Source organism: Achromobacter xylosoxidans (genome assembly GCF_014490035.1).
Lineage (GTDB): Bacteria > Pseudomonadota > Gammaproteobacteria > Burkholderiales > Burkholderiaceae_B > Achromobacter > Achromobacter bronchisepticus_A.
Genome location: NZ_CP061008.1, coordinates 1,212,463 through 1,227,972, shown reverse-complemented (window position 1 = coordinate 1,227,972; position 15,510 = coordinate 1,212,463). Strand labels below are relative to the sequence as shown.

Below are 15,510 nucleotides of genomic sequence, written 5' to 3'. Positions count from 1 at the left end.
CCATCAGTCCCGCGTTTCGAGCACTTTGTTGATGCGCAGCGCCAGCAGCGTGCAGGCAGCGCCCGACAACAGGTAGACGCTGACCGCCACCAGCCCGAAACGCGCGGACAGGCCCAGCGCGACCAATGGCGCGAATGCCGCGCCGATCAGCCAGGCCATGTCGGAGGTCAGCGCCGCGCCCGTGTAGCGGAAGCGCCGCGTGAAGTTCGCGGTGACGGTCCCCGAGGCCTGGCCGTAGGACAGCCCCAGCAGCACGAAGCCCACCAGGATGAACGCATCCTGCGCCTTGGGTCCGCCGCCCAGCAGCCAGGGCGTGAACAGCGCGAACACGGCGATCAGAAGGGCCAGCAGGCCCAGCGTGGTGCGCCGGCCGATGCGGTCGGCCAGCCAGCCCGATGCGATGGTGCCCAGGATGCCCAGCACCGCGCCAATGATCTGCACGATCAGCACGTCCTGGATCTGCTGGGTGGCGCTGACCGCGATCCACGACAGCGGAAACACCGTGACCAGGTGGAACAAGGCATAACTGGCAAGCGCCGCGAATGCGCCGATGAACAGGTTGTAGCCTTGCTCGCGCACCATCTGCGCGACGCTGATCGGTTCCAGCTCGCCCTCTTCCAGCAGCTGCGTGTATTCCTCGGTGACGACCAGGCGCAGCCGCGCAAACAGCGCCACCACGTTGATGGCGAACGCCACGAAGAAGGGATAGCGCCAGCCCCATTCCAGGAAATCGGCTTCGGTCAGGGTCACGTGCAGGAACAGGAACAGCGCGCTGGCCACCATGAAGCCCACGGGCGCGCCCAGCTGCCCCAGCATCGCATACCAGCCGCGGCGGTTGGGCGGCGCATTCAGCGCCAACAGCGACGGCAAGCCGTCCCACGACCCGCCCAGCGCCAGCCCTTGCAGGCAGCGGAATACCGCCAGCAGCGTGATCGCATGCGCGCCGATGACGTTGTAGCCCGGCAGAAAGGCCATGCCCACCGTGGCCGTTCCCAGCAGGAACAGGGCGATGGTGAGCTTGGTCGCGCGCCCCCAGCGCCGCTGCGCCGCCATCGAGAGCGCCGTGCCGATGGGCCGCATGATGAATGCGAACGAGAAGATGACGAAGGACCAGAGGGTGCCTTCCAGCCGCGGCTCGAAGGGGAAGAAAACCTGCGGAAAAACCAGCACGCAGGCGATGCCGAAGACGAAGAAATCGAAGTATTCGGAAGCGCGCCCCACCACCACGCCCACCGCGATTTCCCCTGGCGCAACCTTGGCGTGACTGCCGCCGCCGGCCGCGGGGAGCGAAGGAGCATGACCGGGATATTGCGTGGTGGTCGCCATGTGAATGCTCGCTGAAAGGAGGTTCGGAACAGCCTTGCCTACGATCCTGAAACACACCCGCGCGCCTGCAGCCCATATCGCGCAGAGCCGCTCCGTTATTGGGATGCAGCCCTGGTCTGCGCGCGTCGCCCTGCACATTTTTGTTCTTTTTACCCTAGATTTTTCGCGGCTTCCAGCGTAGTGTTGCGTTTACTTCCCACGGTTACGTTTCGGGGTATGGTCATGCCGTCCTTCCCAAGGTTCCGCGGATTGGTCCTGGTTGCCGCGCTGCCATTGCTCGCCGGATGCAATGCAGTCCTGCTCTCGCCCTCGGGCGACATCGCTTTGCAGCAGCGCAACCTGATCATCATTTCCACCGGCTTGATGCTGCTCATCATCGTGCCGGTGATCCTCCTGACTTTCGTGTTCGCATGGCGCTACCGGGCCAGCAACAAGGAAGCGCACTATGACCCCGAATGGAATCACTCCACCATGCTGGAGCTCCTGATCTGGGCCGCGCCGCTGCTGATCATCATCGCGCTGGGCGCGCTCACCTGGGTCAGCACGCACCAACTGGATCCCTACCGCCCGCTTGTGCGCCTGTCCGAAGGCCGCGAAGTGCCAGCCGGCACCAAACCGCTGGTGGTGGAGGTGGTGGCGCTGGACTGGAAGTGGCTGTTCATCTATCCCGAACAAGGCATCGCGGCGGTAAACGAAATGGCGGCGCCGGTCGACCGCCCCATCCAGTTCAAGATCACCTCGTCGACCGTGATGAATTCCTTCTTCGTGCCCGCGCTGGCGGGCCAGATCTACGCCATGCCGGGCATGCAGACCACCCTGCACGCGGTAATCAACCATCCCGGCGAATACGAAGGCCTGTCCGCCAATTACAGCGGCTCGGGCTTTTCCGGCATGCGCTTCAAGTTCCACGGCGTGGACCAGCAGGGCTTCGACAAATGGGTGGCTGACGCCCGCGCCTCCGACGCCACGCTCAGCCGCGAAACCTACCTGAAGCTGGAGCAACCCAGCGAACGCAACCCGGTGCAGCGCTATGCGTCCAGCGCGCCCGGCCTGTTCGAGGCGATCGTCAACCGCTGCGTGGAGCCAAACCGCATGTGCATGCGCGACGCGATGGCGATCGACGCGCAAGGCGGCATGGGCATACCCGGCGCGCTCAACGTCACCACCCTGGACGCCGGAACGCGCGAGCGCCTGGGCCTGACCGGCGCGCCGCGCAAATACGTGGGCGCGATGTGCACCGCCACCGAAGGATTGCTCCTGTAGCGGATCGCTGGCGCACGGCGATCCGGATGATGCAAGGGCTACGTGAAATTGCGGTCTTTTTGCTGGAATCGAGATGCCTGACCAACCAGACCTCACCAAGCTGATCTTCGGTAAGTTGACCTGGGAAGCCATTCCCTACCATGAACCGATCCTGCTCTTCACCTTCATCGCGGTCGCCATCGGCGGCATCGCGGTGGTGGGCGCCATCACCTACTTCGGCAAATGGGGCTATCTGTGGCGCGAGTGGTTCACCAGCATCGACCACAAGAAGATCGGCATCATGTACGTCATCCTGGGCATCGTGATGCTGCTGCGCGGCTTCGCCGACGCCATCATGATGCGCCTGCAGCAGGCGGTGGCGTTCGGCGATTCGATGGGCTACCTGCCGCCGCACCACTACGACCAGATCTTCACCGCGCACGGCGTGATCATGATCTTCTTCGTGGCCATGCCGCTGGTCACGGGCCTGATGAACTACATCGTGCCCTTGCAGATCGGCGCGCGCGACGTGGCCTTTCCGTTCCTGAACAACTTCAGCTTCTGGATGACCACGGGCGGGGTGATCCTGGTCATGATGTCGCTGTTCGTCGGCGAGTTCGCGCGCACCGGCTGGCTGGCGTATCCACCGTTATCGGGGATCCTCCAGAGTCCCGACGTGGGCGTCGATTACTACATATGGGCCCTGCAGATAGCGGGGGTAGGCACGCTGCTCTCGGGCGTCAACCTGCTGGTCACCATCGTCAAGATGCGCGCGCCCGGCATGACCATGATGCGCATGCCCATCTTCACCTGGACCGCGCTGTGCACCAACGTGCTGATCGTGGCCGCCTTTCCGGTGCTGACCGCGGTGCTGGCGCTGCTGTCCATGGACCGCTACGTGGGCACCAACTTCTTCACCGCGGACTTCGGCGGCAACGCCATGATGTACGTGAACCTGATCTGGATCTGGGGCCACCCCGAGGTCTACATCCTGATCCTGCCGGCCTTCGGCATCTTCTCCGAAGTGGTCTCCACCTTCTGCCGCAAGCGCCTCTTCGGCTACGCATCCATGGTGTATGCCACGGTCGTGATCACGGTGCTGTCGTACCTGGTATGGCTGCACCATTTCTTCACCATGGGGTCAGGGGCGAGCGTGAACTCGTTCTTCGGGATCACCACCATGATCATTTCGATCCCGACCGGAGCAAAGATCTTCAACTGGCTGTTCACCATGTACCACGGGCGCATCCGCTTCGAGGTCCCGATGCTGTGGACGCTGGGTTTCATGGTGACCTTCGTGATCGGCGGCATGACGGGCGTGCTGCTGGCCGTTCCGCCCGCCGACTTCGTGCTGCACAACAGCCTGTTCCTGATCGCGCACTTCCATAACGTGATCATCGGCGGCGTGCTGTTCGGGCTGATGGCCGGCATCACGTACTGGTTTCCCAAGGCCTTCGGCTACAAGCTCGATCCGTTCTGGGGCAAGTGCTCGTTCTGGTTCTGGCTGGTGGGCTTCTACGTCGCCTTCATGCCGCTGTACGTGCTGGGGCTGATGGGCGTGACGCGGCGTGTGAACCACTTCGAGGACATGTCCCTGCAGATCTGGTTCCAGGTGGCGGCCTTCGGCGCGCTGCTGATCGCCTGCGGCATCGCCAGCTTCCTGATCCAGCTGGTGGTCAGCTACCGCCGCCGCGAATCGCTGCGCGACGACACCGGCGACCCCTGGGACGGCCGCACGCTGGAATGGTCGACCTCGTCGCCCCCGCCCAACTACAACTTCGCCTTCACGCCGCGCGTGCATGACCAGGACGCCTGGTGGCAGATGAAGCAGCACGGCTACCTGCGGCCGCAGCAGGGCTTCATTCCCATCCACATGCCCAAGAACACCTGGGCGGGCATCGTGCTGGCGGGTATCAGCGTGGTGATGGGTTTCGCCTTGATCTGGCATATGTGGCCGCTGGTCGTGCTGTCGTTCGCGGCGCTGATCCTGGTGTCCATCATTCACACCTTCAACTACAAGCGCGACTACTACGTGCCGGCCGAAGAGGTCGTGCGCGCCGAAGACGCCCGCACAAGGTTGCTAGCGAAAAATGTCTGATACCCTGGCCCCCAACCTGCCCGGCGGCACGGCGCCGCCCGCCGAACCCGTGTTCCACGTCCCGGGCGAACACCATCCCAAGAACGGCACCCTGCTGGGGTTCTGGGTCTACCTGATGAGCGATTGCCTCATCTTCGCCTGCCTGTTCGCCACCTATGGCGTGCTGGGACGCAACTATGCGGCAGGCCCGTCCGGCGCGGACCTGTTCGATCTGGAACTGGTGGCGGTGAATACCGCGTTGCTGCTGCTATCTTCCATCACCTACGGTTTCGCGATGCTGGAAATGCGGCGCAACCGCGTCGGCGCCACCCAGCTGTGGCTGGCCGTGACCGGCATCCTGGGGCTGGGCTTTCTGTCCCTGGAACTGTACGAATTCGCGCACCTGATCCACCAGGGCGCAGGTCCCCAGCGCAGCGCCTTCCTGTCGTCCTTCTTCACCCTGGTCGGCACCCACGGGCTGCACGTCACCTTCGGCATCGTGTGGCTGGTGACGATGATGATCCAGGTCCAGATGCACGGCTTGATCCCCGAAAACCGCCGCCGCCTGATGTGCCTGTCGATGTTCTGGCACTTCCTGGACCTGATCTGGGTGGGCGTCTTCACCTTCGTGTACCTGATGGGAGTGCTGCCATGACCGCGCACCTGGATCATCCGGCCGATCACGGCCATGGCGGCCATGACCACCACGACGACGATGACGGCGCCGCCCACGGCACCTTCAAGAGCTACATGACCGGCTTTGTGCTGGCAGCCATCCTGACGGCCATTCCGTTCTGGCTGGTCATGAATCGGGTTTTTTCCGAATCCCGCACCACTGCGTTGATCATCCTGGCCTTCGCCGCCGTGCAGATCGTGGTCCACATCATCTACTTCCTGCACATGGACACCAAGTCCGAAAGCGGCTGGAACATGTTGGCGTTAATATTCACGCTGGTGCTGGTCGTAATCACGCTCAGCGGATCCATCTGGATCATGTATCACCTCGACTCCAATATGATGCCCATGTCCACTCACGACATGCGGAAAATGCCCTGATGGCCGCAGTAAACGACTCCACTACCCGCGACACCTCCTCCCGCAATCCGCGCAGCAAAATCACCCTGGTCATCCTGGGGGTGCTTGCTGTCGCCATTTTCGCGGGGCTTTGCGCCCTGGGCACCTGGCAGGTGCACCGGCTGGCCTGGAAGCGCACCCTGATCGCACAGGTCGAACAGCGCGCCCATGCGGCGCCCACGCCAGCGCCGGCCCAGGCCGAATGGCCCGCGCTGACCTCCGACAACGCCGAATACCGCCGCGTCACCGCCAAGGGCACCTATCTGTACGACCGCCAGACCCTGGTACAGGCCGCGACCGAGCTGGGCAGCGGCTACTGGGTCATGACGCCGCTGCAGTTGCCCGAGGGCGGCACGGTGCTGGTCAACCGCGGCTTCGTGCTGCCCGAATGGCGCAAGAGCAAGTCGGCCATACAACAAACGCCCGAAGAAGCCAGCGTCACCGGCCTGCTGCGCATGGGCGAACCCGCCCATGGTTTCCTGCGCAACAACGATCCGGCGACCAACCTCTGGTATTCGCGCGACCTGCCCGCCATCGCCGCGGCGCGCGGCTTGAGCGACGTAGCGCCCTACTTCATCGACGCCGATGCGACGGGCAAGGACGGCAGCGGACGCACTGCCCCGGTCGGCGGCCTGACGGTGCTGAACTTCCCCAACAATCACCTGAGCTACGCCATCACCTGGTACGCCCTGGCGGCCATGGTGCTGGTCGGCGTTTTCATCTTTGTGCGCGAGGAAAAGCGCGCACGCCGCAAGGACTGATCCAGCCGGCTGCGGCCGGTGTCCTACAATGAGGGCTGGGAACAGCGCTGGGCTACATGCTCGCGTGCTGTTCCCTTTTGTTTTTTCCACCCCTCTACAAGGAGTCCCCAAGGATGAAAAAGACGCTGCTCGCCGCCGCAATGTTCACGACTTTTGCAGGCGTTGCTCAGGCAGAATCGTCGGTAACTCTCTATGGTGTCATCGACACCGGCATTGGTTACAACAAGATCAAAGGCGATGGATACGACGGTAGCAAGATAGGCATGATCAACGGCATCCAGGCCGGCTCGCGCTGGGGACTGCGCGGCGCCGAAGATCTGGGCGACGGCCTGCGCGCCGTGTTCACGCTGGAAAGCGGATTCGACTCGGCCAACGGGCAGCGCGGTCAATCCGGCCGCCTGTTCGGCCGCCAGGCCACCATCGGCCTGGCCAACGACGCCTGGGGCACGCTGGAGTTCGGCCGCCAGGCCACGGTGGGCTCGAACTACCTTGCCGACATCGACCCCTTCTACACCAGCTACACGCAGTCCAACATGGGCCTGGGTTTCAGCGCCGCCAACACCATGCGCTGGGACAACATGGTGATGTACAAGACGCCTTCGGTGAACGGCTTCGAGCTCGGCGTCGGCTACTCGTTCAATGCGGACGACACGAACGCCGACCAGACGGGCTTTCGCACCGCCGACAATACCCGCGGCATCACCGCCGGCCTGCGCTACGTGCAAGGTCCGCTGAACGTAGCGCTGACCTACGACCAGCTCAACGGCTCCAACCGCGGCGCCATCGACCATGACGCCACGCCGCGCCAGTACGCGCTGGGCGTGTCCTACGACCTGGAAGTCGTGAAGCTCGCCGCCGCCTACGGCCGCACCACCGACGGCTGGTTCGTCGGCCAGGACCTGCCCGCGGGCACGCCCTTCAGCGACGAATTCGGCACCAACCGTTTCGTGGACGGCTTCAAGGCCAACTCCTACATGCTGGGCGCCACCCTGCCCCTGGGCAGCGCGAGCAGCCTGTTCGCGTCGTGGCAGCACGTATCGCCGAACAATGACAAGCTGACCGGCGGCGACACCAACATGAACGTCTGGAGCGTGGGCTACACCTACGACCTGTCCAAGCGCACCAACCTGTACGCCTATGGTTCGTACGGCAAGGACTATGCCTTCATCGACGGCCTGAAGAGCACGGCCGCCGGAGTCGGCGTGCGCCACACGTTCTAAGCAAGTCAGCGGAGCGGCTGCGGGGCCGCTTCCGTTCCTGACGAATCGGTCCGATTACCTGCCCCCTGGTATCGGACCTTTTTAATATCGCCCGGGAGCCTGACGTCATCAGCATGTACGCCTAGGAGGCTCTCATGCATAAACCGCTCCCTCATACTTCCGCTTTTCCCGCCGCGGGTACGCTCGCCGTGTACGCCGCGCTTGCGCCGAACCACCGCCAGCTCATCAAGGACACCATGACCCAGGATCTCGATGCGCTGGAACAGGCCGCCGAAAAACCCGATGCCGTCGCTACGGCCCAAATGCTGCATCGCATACAGGGCGCGCTGCTGGCCTTGCAGATGCGAGCGCCTGCCTCGCACTTCGAAGCCCTGGAAGAGGAGCTGGCGGCGGGCCTGTCGGCATGCGCTGCCGCCCGCATCCACGATCAGGCCGCCGTCGTGCGCGACCTCATGGACAGGCTGCATGCGTGGCAACCCGCTCCGGTGCAATCTGCAGGAAACACGCGTCCCTCATGATCGGCTATCTTTGAAACCAGATCCTGAAACGGACCATGCCCTCTATCTCCCGTCCTGCGCGCCGCGCTCTTCCCGCCCGCCGGCCACGTCTGTTGCACGCCGTGGCCGCGGCCTTGCTGCCGCTGGCCCTTGCAGCCTGCAACGGCGGCGGCGACGATCATGACGACGAACCCGTCGCCGTCGCGCCGCCTCCCGTCGAAGAAACGCCCCCTGCCGAAACCCAGCCGCCGCGCAACACGGCCTACCTGCAGGCCAAGCCGGGCGACGTCATCCAGGTCCGCATCGAAGAGCTGCGCCCCACCCAGGCCGCCATCGGCTACGACCAGATCTACTACAAGCTCGGCCGCTGGCAAGGGGACTTCGAACGTCCGACCTGGGCGGACAAGCCGGCACAGCAGCTGGACTACCTGAACCGCACGGTCGGCAAGAAGTTCGACGACTACTGCGAAGACATGGGTGGCGCCGAGCGCGCGCAGGAATTCCAGAGCGTCGCCGAGGCGCGCGCCGCACGCCTGGATCAGCCCGCCACCTACACCTGCAAGAACGCCCCCGGCACCGACACCGCCAACCTCAAGACGGTGGTGGTCGGCTGGGACGGCAACCTGTATCTGACCGATGGCCACCACACCTTCTCGTCGCTGCGCGAAATCGCCGATGGCGGGCCCAAGCTGCCGGTCTGGGTCAAGGTCGACGCCAACTACAGCACCCTGCCCAATGCGGCGGCGTTCTGGCAGCGCATGGTCGACGAACGCCGCGCCTGGCTGCGCGACGGCCAGAACCAGCCCATCACCGTGGACCAGTTGCCCGCCCGCCTGGGGCTGGCCAGCACCCAGGAGGCCGGCGGCATGCAGGAGGACCGCTACCGCTCGCTGGTGTACTTCACCCGCGACATCGCCTACAGCAACGGCAACCTGCCGGAGTTCGCGGAGTTCCTGTGGGGCGACTGGCTGCGCCGCCAAGCCGCGGGCGGCCAGTTGCCGGGCCTGGACCAGTACAAGATGATGGCACCCGCCGCGCCGGCGCAGATCCTCGCCGCCAGCACCCTCGACAAGAGCCTGGCGCCTGCCGGCGCCAACGACAGCTATGCCGCCGCGGTGCGCGACGCCTCCCTGAAGATGAGCGCATTGAAGGACACCGACATCGTCTTCGATGACCGCGACGCTGCCGGCCTGGGACGTATCGCGCTGGCGCCCGACGCCGCCAGCGGCTCGCCCACCAAGAAGGCGCGCGACACCCTGGAAGAGCTGCCGCGCAACGACGCCAAGACCGATGGCAGTCCGCGGGGCGCTGGCAAGCTGTGGTTCGCCGTGAACTACCGCAACTGCGGCAAGCCCGCGGCCGGCACCTGCTGGGGCTGGTAAGCCGCGGCGCCTGCCCACACGCGCTAAGCGTCGATCTGCATGGCGGGCCGGGCCTGGACCCGGTCCATCCACGCCCGCACATGCGGATGCGACGCCACCCTGGCGCCCAGATAGGCGCTATAGCCGATCACCGAACCGACCACCAGGTCGGCCAGCGAGTAGGCCGCGCCCAAAATCCAGGGTTGCCGCGACAGATGGCCGTCCAGCACGGCCAGCAACGCGTCCGCGTCGTCCAGTACGCGTTCTGCCTCGGCGCCGCCGGGCGCGTCTGCGCCCTGCGTGGCGAGATACAGGCGCGTCACCGCCGCACCGTAGCTGACATAGGACCAGGCGCACCACGACATCGCCAGCAGGCGTTCGGGCGTGTCGGCGGCGGGCCACAGGCCGCGTTCCACGCCGTAGCGCTCTCCCAGCCATAGCTGTATCGCCAAGGTTTCGAACAAGGGAGCGCCGTCCACCGTCAGCGTGGGGACCTTGCCGTTCGGATTGAGCGCCAGGAATTCGGGGCGATGCTGTTCCCCCGTCCTGATGTCCACCTTCACGCGTTCGTGCGGCACGGCCAGTTCGGCAAGCGCGCAAGCCACCGGGGTTGCGCTGGACATGGGGTGCCAATAGAAAACGATAGACATGGGCGAATCTCCAATTCAATCAAGGGATGTGCGTCGCGGCCCCTGCCGCTGACTACGGGAGCCAATGTAGAATCCATTGAGGACAGATTCCGCCCTCAATACGCGTTATCGTGCCGCCATGCTTACTTCCAGCAACCGCCTCCTGCGCCTGCTGTCGCTGCTGCAGACCCGCCGCCATTGGGCCGGAACCGAGCTGGCCGCGACGCTGGCGATTCACCCCCGCACCCTGCGGCGCGACATCGACAAGCTGCGCGAACTGGGCTACCCCGTCCATGCCAGCAGCGGCGTGGCCGGCGGCTATGCCTTTCGCGCGGGGAAGGCGCTGCCGCCCCTGCTGCTGGACGACGATGAAGCGCTGGCCGTGGCGCTCACCCTGCGCACGGCCGCCACGGGCACGGTGGGCGGCATCGAGGAAACCGCGCTGCGGGCGCTGGTGAAGCTGGAGCAGGTCATGCCTCAGCGCCTGCGCCACCGGGTCGACGCCCTGCGCTCGGCCATCGTGCCGATCCCGCGCGACGGCGCTGCCGTCGACGCCACCCTGCTGGCCACGCTGGCAGCCGCCTGCCGCGACCAATTGCGAGTCGGCTTCGACTATGCGGACGGCAAGGGCCGGGCCAGCACCCGGCTGGTGGAGCCGCAAGGCTTGGCGCATACCGGATACCGTTGGTATCTGGTGGCCTGGGACCCCGCGCGCGAGGACTGGCGCACCTTCCGTATCGACCGCATCGCGGGCGCCCCGGAAGTCGGCGCGCATTTCGCCCCGCGCCCGCCGCCCGAAGGCGGCGACCTGCGCGCCTATGTCTCGCGCTCGGTCAACATGGCGCCGCATCCGGAACCGGCGCGCGTGGTCCTGCATGCGCCGCGCGCCGTCATGGCTGCGCGCATCCCGCCGGGCGCCGGCCAGATCGACGCGCTGGACGAAGCGCGCTGCGTGCTGCAATGCGCCGTGCCCAGCCTGGACGCGCTGGTTTACTGGCTGATGGCGCTGGACGTCGAATTCGAGGTGCTGGCGCCTGCGGCGCTGCAGGACCGCCTGCGGCTGGCCAGCGAACGGTTGGGGCGCAGCCTGGAAAAAATGACAGCTCCCAAAGCGGGGAGATAGCGGTCGGATTTGGTTGTTTTTCGGCCTATCCCATTCTGTGTATTTCGCCCGCGATTCGAGTATCTTGATTGCTTTCCAAACATTTCCAAGAATCACGCCATGAGCAACGTTCCCGACGCCGACGCCTTCCTGCAATTCCTCGTCAACCTGGTGAACAACGGCAGCCAGATCGAGAGCATCGGCGTGACCCTGCAGATGGGCGGCATGCTGGTGTCGGGTTCCATCGTGTCCGGCGCGGAGTACTTCGACAGCTTCGCCGCCAGCTTCACGGACTCGCTGGACAAGGTGGACGACGCCACCCGCAAGGCCGTGCATGCCTCGCTGGCGGAACTGGGCGACGTCTTCCGCGTGCCCCAACCCGCCGACCCGCTGCCGAACTACATCCATCTCGCCGACGCGCTGTTCTTCACTGCCGACGGCACCCCGATCGCCGGACAGCCCACGCTGTGGCGCGGCCGCACCAGCGCTGTCGACGGCTTCGTCCTGGGCCGCCTGCAAGAAGAAGCGGCCGGCTGAGGCCGCCGATCTCCCTGTTGCGCGCGTTCCCCGCTCCGGTTCTCGGGCGCGGGGCGCGCCGCTACGCAAAAACCACTACGCTATCGGTTTGCCTCCCACCCAACCATGAGTCCGACCGCCATCTCCCCAGTTGCAGCAAGGGCTCGCTTGAAGTCACTCCCCCGCATGGAAAGACTCCGTATCGTCCTGGTCGACGACCATTCCCTGGTCTTGATGGGGATGCGCGACCTGCTGGAAAAGGACCTCAATTTCGAGGTCACGGCCACCCTGTCCGGGCCGACCGCGCTGGTCCAGCACCTGCAACGCGATATGCCGCACGTGGTGATCACCGACTATTCCATGCCCGGCGACGACACCTACGGTGACGGCATCCGCCTGGTCAAATACCTGACGCGGCATTACCCGGAAGTCCAGATCGTGGTGCTGACCATGGTGTCGAATTCCATGATCATCTCGGCGCTCTACGACGCCGGCGTGGCCGCGGTGGTGCTCAAGCGCGACAACCTCACCGAGATCATGACCGCGCTGGAAACGCTGCATGCCGGCCGCAAGTACTATCCGCCCGGCTTCCAGCGCGACGGCGCCGCCGATGAGCGCAGCAAGTTCATCGGTGAACGCATCAACAGCCTTTCGCCCAAGGAATTCGAAGTGCTGCGCCACTTCATCCGCGGCGAATCCATGATGCAGGTGGCCGACGCCTTGAAGCGCAGCGTCAAGACAGTCAGCGGCCAGAAGATCTCGGCCATGCGCAAGCTCAACGTCCGCACCGACCAGGAACTGATCGCCTTCTGCGTCGAAAGCGAAATCTTCCAGTAGGCTGTCCCCTTTCCAGAAATTCAGGCAGGAACTTGCGACATGACGCAAGAATCAATCGAGACGGTGACGGGCCAGGAAGTGGACCGCAAGCTGATGCAGGCCATGATCGAACGCTCGGCGGGCCGCCCGCTCTCGTTCCAGGACTGCGACTTCCAGGACGCGGATTTCTCGCGCCTGGATTTGCGCGGCCTGCAATTGACGGCCTGCGCGATCGCTGGCGCCTCCTTTCAGGGCGCCACGCTGGCGGACGCCGTCTGGCTGCGCTGCCGCGGCGGCCAGGTGGATTTCGCCTCGTGCGACGCCAGCGATGCCGTCTTTGAAAACTGCGATCTCAACAATGCCAACTGGCGCCGCGCCCGGCTGGCCGCTGCCCGTTTCCAGGGCTGCAAGCTCACCGGCAGCGACTTCGACGGCATCGCCTGCCTGGGCTGGTCGCTGGAGGAATGCCTGCTGGTCGGCGCGCTGCTGCGCGGCGTGTCGTTTCGCAAGACCGATGTGCGGCACCTGGACTGCTCCGATGCCGACCTGACCGGCAGCGATTTCCGCGACACCGTGTTCCATGGCGGCAGCCTGCGCAACGCCATCCTGAAGAATGTCCGCTTCGAAGGCGCCGACCTGCGCGAAGCCGACCTGGGCGGCCTGGACCTGAATTCGGCCGCGCGCCTGGCAGGCGCCACCATATCCAAGACTCAGGCGGCAGCCCTACTGGCCGAGCTGCGCATCAGCGTGATCTGAGGCGCGCCGCCCGCGGCGGACAAAGCGCTGTTCGACCACCACGCTGCCCCACTGGCGGCCTTCGGACTCCTCGGCCAGCGTGAAGCCGGCTGCCTCGTAGAGATGCCTGGCCGCATCCAGCCCCTTGAAGGTCCACAGGTAGGTCTCGTCGTAGTGAGCGTCGACAAACGCCATGGCCCGCTCCAGCAGGGCGCGGCCCACGCCCATGCCGCGCAGCGACTCGTCGACGATGAACCAGCGCAGATGCGCTTCGCGGGCGGCAAGATCGCCATCGATGACGATGGAGGCCAGCGTCCTGCCGTTGTCGGCGTACAGCCAGATGTTCTTGCCGGCGGCGGGCAGGCCTTCGGCGAACTCGGCCAGCTCGGTCGCCACCTTGCGTTCGAAGTACACGCCGAATCCCGAGGCCTGCGCGTAATAGCGCGCATGCAGGCTGGCCACGTCGCCGATGCAGCCGGGCAGGTAGCCGGCGTGGATCTGCTCGGCGACGCCGCCCGTGACGGCGGACGCGGTGTTGGGGTTCTCGTGCGACAGGGCGTCGGCATACAGGGAAAGAAAGCGGATCAGCGACTGCTGGTCCTCGGGCGCCAGTTGACGCAATGCCCGCGAAACCTGGTCGGTGGCGAACTGGTCGATCTGCGTACGCAGCCGGGCTCCCTCCGCGCTCAGGTACAGCCGCGACGAGCGCGCGTCTGCACTGTCGGCCTCGCGCGTCAACAGCCCGGCGGATTCCAGCTTGGCGACCTGCCGGCTGGTATTGGACTTGTCCAGCCTGAGGATGGCCGCCAGGTCGCGCGCCTGGATGCCCGGCTGCAGGCCGATCTCGATGATGGCGTGCACGGCGGACGGCGCCAGCTCGCTGCCGGCCAGCGAGCTGCGCATGAAGCCCAGCTCGCGCACCAGTTTGCGGGAGAACTCCCGCAGATCCCGGATGGTCTGATCGCGAGATTGGATGGGGGTGTCGATCAAGTCCATGGCGCGCCCTTAAAGTTGCGGTTCGCAACCAATATACTTGCGAATCGCAACCAACTCAACTTGTTTTGCGCCAGCCCTGCCGCGGCCTATTTCGGCCGTTTGAACCCCACCCGCGCCGCCTCGACCGCCTGGCGGCAGACGCAGCCGCTCATGTGATCGTTGACCATGCCCACGGCCTGCATGAAGGCGTACATGGTCGTCGGGCCCACGAAGGTCCAGCCGCGCTTCTTCAGGTCGCGCGACAGCGCCGCCGACGCCGGCGAGGTCGGATTGCCGTTCCAGTAATCCAGGTCCACGGTCGCGGGGCGGTCCTGGGCCGGCGGCTCATGGCTCCAGAGCCAGGCCGACAATGAACCCGTTTCGTCGGCCAGGGCGCGTGCGCGCTTGGCATTGTTGATGGCGGACACGATCTTGCTACGGTTGCGCACGATGCCCGCGTCGCCCATCAGGCGCTCGACGTCACGCTCCGTGTAGCGCGCCACCCGCTCGAAGTCGAAGTCGTCGAAGGCCGCGCGGAACGCCTCGCGCTTGCGCAGGATCGTGATCCACGCCATGCCGGCCTGAAAGCCCTCCAGGCAGATCTTCTCGTACAGGCGGCGGTCATCCGCCACCGGCCTGCCCCATTCGTGGTCGTGATAGTCGGGCATGGACGGCTGCCAGAAGCAGCGCGCCACGCCCTGCTCGTCGGTGATCAGGCCCGGATCGCTCTTGCTCATCTCATCGGTCTTCATGCGGCGGCTTACTGCTTGCCCGGCACCGGGCAGCTCAGGTCGCCTTCCTCGCACTTCAGGTAGGCCTGCAACTCCTTGGTGCGCGCCTGCGTCAGCTTGTCCAGGCACAGGCTCAGCGTCATGGGATAGGCGCTGCCGCCGGACGTGCTGCTGGACGCGAAGGCGCACTCCGCATCGCGAAAGAACAGCCAGGCCTTCTGGGCGGCGTGCAGCTGGGTCGTCGCGGCCCTGTCGTTCTTCAGGCGCGCGGTCACTTCCTTGTAGGCAGCGTTCAGGGCGGCGTCGGACTTGCGGTACGCCTGGTCGGCGCACAGGCTCATGTCCGTCTGCGTAGCCGCGTTGCCGCAATCCAGCGGCTGCGCCTGCGCGCTTGCGGCCAACGCAAGCGCGGCAGCGGCCGTCATGATGGCGATACGCATGGAATTCC

Annotated in this window: 17 protein-coding genes; 12 read left to right on the top strand and 5 right to left on the bottom strand. The window is 65.4% G+C overall.

What is annotated here, in order from left to right; translation table 11 throughout:
• Positions 1–3 precede the first annotated feature (3 nt).
• Positions 4–1,326, bottom strand: a complete 1,323-nt coding sequence (locus IAG39_RS05625) for an MFS transporter (protein WP_059378767.1) — start codon at positions 1,324–1,326, stop codon at positions 4–6.
• A gap of 222 nt (positions 1,327–1,548) precedes the next feature.
• Between IAG39_RS05625 and cyoA the strand changes: the two genes are divergently transcribed.
• The 8 genes from cyoA (at position 1,549) to IAG39_RS05585 (ending at position 9,579) form a co-directional block, all read left to right on the top strand.
• The gene (gene cyoA, locus IAG39_RS05620) at positions 1,549–2,589 is read left to right on the top strand and encodes a ubiquinol oxidase subunit II (RefSeq protein WP_059378858.1); all 1,041 of its coding nucleotides are present in this window, start codon (positions 1,549–1,551) and stop codon (positions 2,587–2,589) included.
• A gap of 73 nt (positions 2,590–2,662) precedes the next feature.
• Positions 2,663–4,666 (top strand): cytochrome o ubiquinol oxidase subunit I, encoded by a 2,004-nt coding sequence (gene cyoB, locus IAG39_RS05615; RefSeq protein ID WP_059378766.1) that lies wholly within the window; start codon positions 2,663–2,665, stop codon positions 4,664–4,666.
• Positions 4,659–5,300 carry a cytochrome o ubiquinol oxidase subunit III gene (gene cyoC / locus IAG39_RS05610; RefSeq protein WP_059378764.1) on the top strand — a complete coding sequence of 214 codons (642 nt, stop codon included), beginning with the start codon at positions 4,659–4,661 and terminating at the stop codon, positions 5,298–5,300. The genes cyoB and cyoC overlap by 8 nt, the downstream gene beginning before the upstream one ends.
• Entirely contained in the window at positions 5,297–5,701 is a 405-nt protein-coding gene (cyoD, locus tag IAG39_RS05605; protein ID WP_059378763.1) for a cytochrome o ubiquinol oxidase subunit IV, read from the top strand. The genes cyoC and cyoD overlap by 4 nt, the downstream gene beginning before the upstream one ends.
• Entirely contained in the window at positions 5,701–6,480 is a 780-nt protein-coding gene (locus IAG39_RS05600) for an SURF1 family protein (RefSeq protein WP_118932944.1), read from the top strand. The genes cyoD and IAG39_RS05600 overlap by 1 nt, the downstream gene beginning before the upstream one ends.
• A 113-nt stretch (positions 6,481–6,593) precedes the next feature.
• Positions 6,594–7,700, top strand: a complete 1,107-nt coding sequence (locus tag IAG39_RS05595) for a porin (protein ID WP_059378761.1) — start codon at positions 6,594–6,596, stop codon at positions 7,698–7,700.
• 134 nt (positions 7,701–7,834) lie between these two features.
• Positions 7,835–8,218: a hypothetical protein gene (locus IAG39_RS05590; protein ID WP_059378760.1), complete on the top strand. Its 384-nt coding sequence runs from the start codon at positions 7,835–7,837 to the stop codon at positions 8,216–8,218.
• 35 nt (positions 8,219–8,253) lie between these two features.
• Positions 8,254–9,579 carry a ParB/Srx family N-terminal domain-containing protein gene (locus IAG39_RS05585; protein WP_118932943.1) on the top strand — a complete coding sequence of 442 codons (1,326 nt, stop codon included), beginning with the start codon at positions 8,254–8,256 and terminating at the stop codon, positions 9,577–9,579.
• Positions 9,580–9,602: 23 nt separating this feature from the next.
• On the opposite strand, the gene IAG39_RS05580 is transcribed toward IAG39_RS05585, so the two are convergent.
• Positions 9,603–10,208, bottom strand: a complete 606-nt coding sequence (locus tag IAG39_RS05580; protein WP_059378756.1) for a glutathione S-transferase family protein — start codon at positions 10,206–10,208, stop codon at positions 9,603–9,605.
• 118 nt (positions 10,209–10,326) lie between these two features.
• Here IAG39_RS05580 and IAG39_RS05575 point away from each other — a divergent pair, with 118 nt between their 5' ends.
• From IAG39_RS05575 to IAG39_RS05560, 4 genes are all read left to right on the top strand, one after another.
• Positions 10,327–11,310: a helix-turn-helix transcriptional regulator gene (locus IAG39_RS05575; RefSeq protein ID WP_059378755.1), complete on the top strand. Its 984-nt coding sequence runs from the start codon at positions 10,327–10,329 to the stop codon at positions 11,308–11,310.
• Between the two features lie 99 nt (positions 11,311–11,409).
• Entirely contained in the window at positions 11,410–11,826 is a 417-nt protein-coding gene (gvpU, locus tag IAG39_RS05570; protein WP_187523982.1) for a gas vesicle accessory protein GvpU, read from the top strand.
• A 165-nt stretch (positions 11,827–11,991) separates the two neighbouring features.
• Positions 11,992–12,642 carry a response regulator gene (locus IAG39_RS05565; protein ID WP_118932942.1) on the top strand — a complete coding sequence of 217 codons (651 nt, stop codon included), beginning with the start codon at positions 11,992–11,994 and terminating at the stop codon, positions 12,640–12,642.
• A gap of 39 nt (positions 12,643–12,681) precedes the next feature.
• Positions 12,682–13,377, top strand: coding sequence for a pentapeptide repeat-containing protein (locus tag IAG39_RS05560; protein WP_118932941.1), 696 nt, complete (start codon positions 12,682–12,684; stop codon positions 13,375–13,377).
• Here the strand turns inward: IAG39_RS05560 and IAG39_RS05555 are convergent.
• The 3 genes from IAG39_RS05555 to IAG39_RS05545 all read right to left on the bottom strand — a co-directional run bounded on the left by IAG39_RS05555 (position 13,345) and on the right by IAG39_RS05545 (position 15,502).
• Complete coding sequence (locus IAG39_RS05555; protein ID WP_118932940.1) at positions 13,345–14,352, bottom strand: helix-turn-helix domain-containing GNAT family N-acetyltransferase; 1,008 nt, start codon at positions 14,350–14,352, stop codon at positions 13,345–13,347. The two genes, IAG39_RS05560 and IAG39_RS05555, sit on opposite strands and share 33 nt — an antisense overlap.
• An 86-nt stretch (positions 14,353–14,438) precedes the next feature.
• Entirely contained in the window at positions 14,439–15,083 is a 645-nt protein-coding gene (locus tag IAG39_RS05550) for a DNA-3-methyladenine glycosylase I (RefSeq protein WP_118932939.1), read from the bottom strand.
• 8 nt (positions 15,084–15,091) lie between these two features.
• Positions 15,092–15,502: a lysozyme inhibitor LprI family protein gene (locus tag IAG39_RS05545; RefSeq protein WP_059378742.1), complete on the bottom strand. Its 411-nt coding sequence runs from the start codon at positions 15,500–15,502 to the stop codon at positions 15,092–15,094.
• Positions 15,503–15,510 lie beyond the last annotated feature (8 nt).

What these genes read in the sequence shown, in the direction of transcription:
- IAG39_RS05625 (WP_059378767.1), bottom strand. Translation starts at nt 1,326, where the DNA reads ATGGCGACCACCACGCAATATCCCGGTCATGCTCCTTCGCTCCCCGCG.
- cyoA (WP_059378858.1), top strand. Translation starts at nt 1,549, where the DNA reads ATGCCGTCCTTCCCAAGGTTCCGCGGATTGGTCCTGGTTGCCGCGCTG.
- cyoB (WP_059378766.1), top strand. Translation starts at nt 2,663, where the DNA reads ATGCCTGACCAACCAGACCTCACCAAGCTGATCTTCGGTAAGTTGACC.
- cyoC (WP_059378764.1), top strand. Translation starts at nt 4,659, where the DNA reads ATGTCTGATACCCTGGCCCCCAACCTGCCCGGCGGCACGGCGCCGCCC.
- cyoD (WP_059378763.1), top strand. Translation starts at nt 5,297, where the DNA reads ATGACCGCGCACCTGGATCATCCGGCCGATCACGGCCATGGCGGCCAT.
- IAG39_RS05600 (WP_118932944.1), top strand. Translation starts at nt 5,701, where the DNA reads ATGGCCGCAGTAAACGACTCCACTACCCGCGACACCTCCTCCCGCAAT.
- IAG39_RS05595 (WP_059378761.1), top strand. Translation starts at nt 6,594, where the DNA reads ATGAAAAAGACGCTGCTCGCCGCCGCAATGTTCACGACTTTTGCAGGC.
- IAG39_RS05590 (WP_059378760.1), top strand. Translation starts at nt 7,835, where the DNA reads ATGCATAAACCGCTCCCTCATACTTCCGCTTTTCCCGCCGCGGGTACG.
- IAG39_RS05585 (WP_118932943.1), top strand. Translation starts at nt 8,254, where the DNA reads ATGCCCTCTATCTCCCGTCCTGCGCGCCGCGCTCTTCCCGCCCGCCGG.
- IAG39_RS05580 (WP_059378756.1), bottom strand. Translation starts at nt 10,208, where the DNA reads ATGTCTATCGTTTTCTATTGGCACCCCATGTCCAGCGCAACCCCGGTG.
- IAG39_RS05575 (WP_059378755.1), top strand. Translation starts at nt 10,327, where the DNA reads ATGCTTACTTCCAGCAACCGCCTCCTGCGCCTGCTGTCGCTGCTGCAG.
- gvpU (WP_187523982.1), top strand. Translation starts at nt 11,410, where the DNA reads ATGAGCAACGTTCCCGACGCCGACGCCTTCCTGCAATTCCTCGTCAAC.
- IAG39_RS05565 (WP_118932942.1), top strand. Translation starts at nt 11,992, where the DNA reads ATGGAAAGACTCCGTATCGTCCTGGTCGACGACCATTCCCTGGTCTTG.
- IAG39_RS05560 (WP_118932941.1), top strand. Translation starts at nt 12,682, where the DNA reads ATGACGCAAGAATCAATCGAGACGGTGACGGGCCAGGAAGTGGACCGC.
- IAG39_RS05555 (WP_118932940.1), bottom strand. Translation starts at nt 14,352, where the DNA reads ATGGACTTGATCGACACCCCCATCCAATCTCGCGATCAGACCATCCGG.
- IAG39_RS05550 (WP_118932939.1), bottom strand. Translation starts at nt 15,083, where the DNA reads ATGAAGACCGATGAGATGAGCAAGAGCGATCCGGGCCTGATCACCGAC.
- IAG39_RS05545 (WP_059378742.1), bottom strand. Translation starts at nt 15,502, where the DNA reads ATGCGTATCGCCATCATGACGGCCGCTGCCGCGCTTGCGTTGGCCGCA.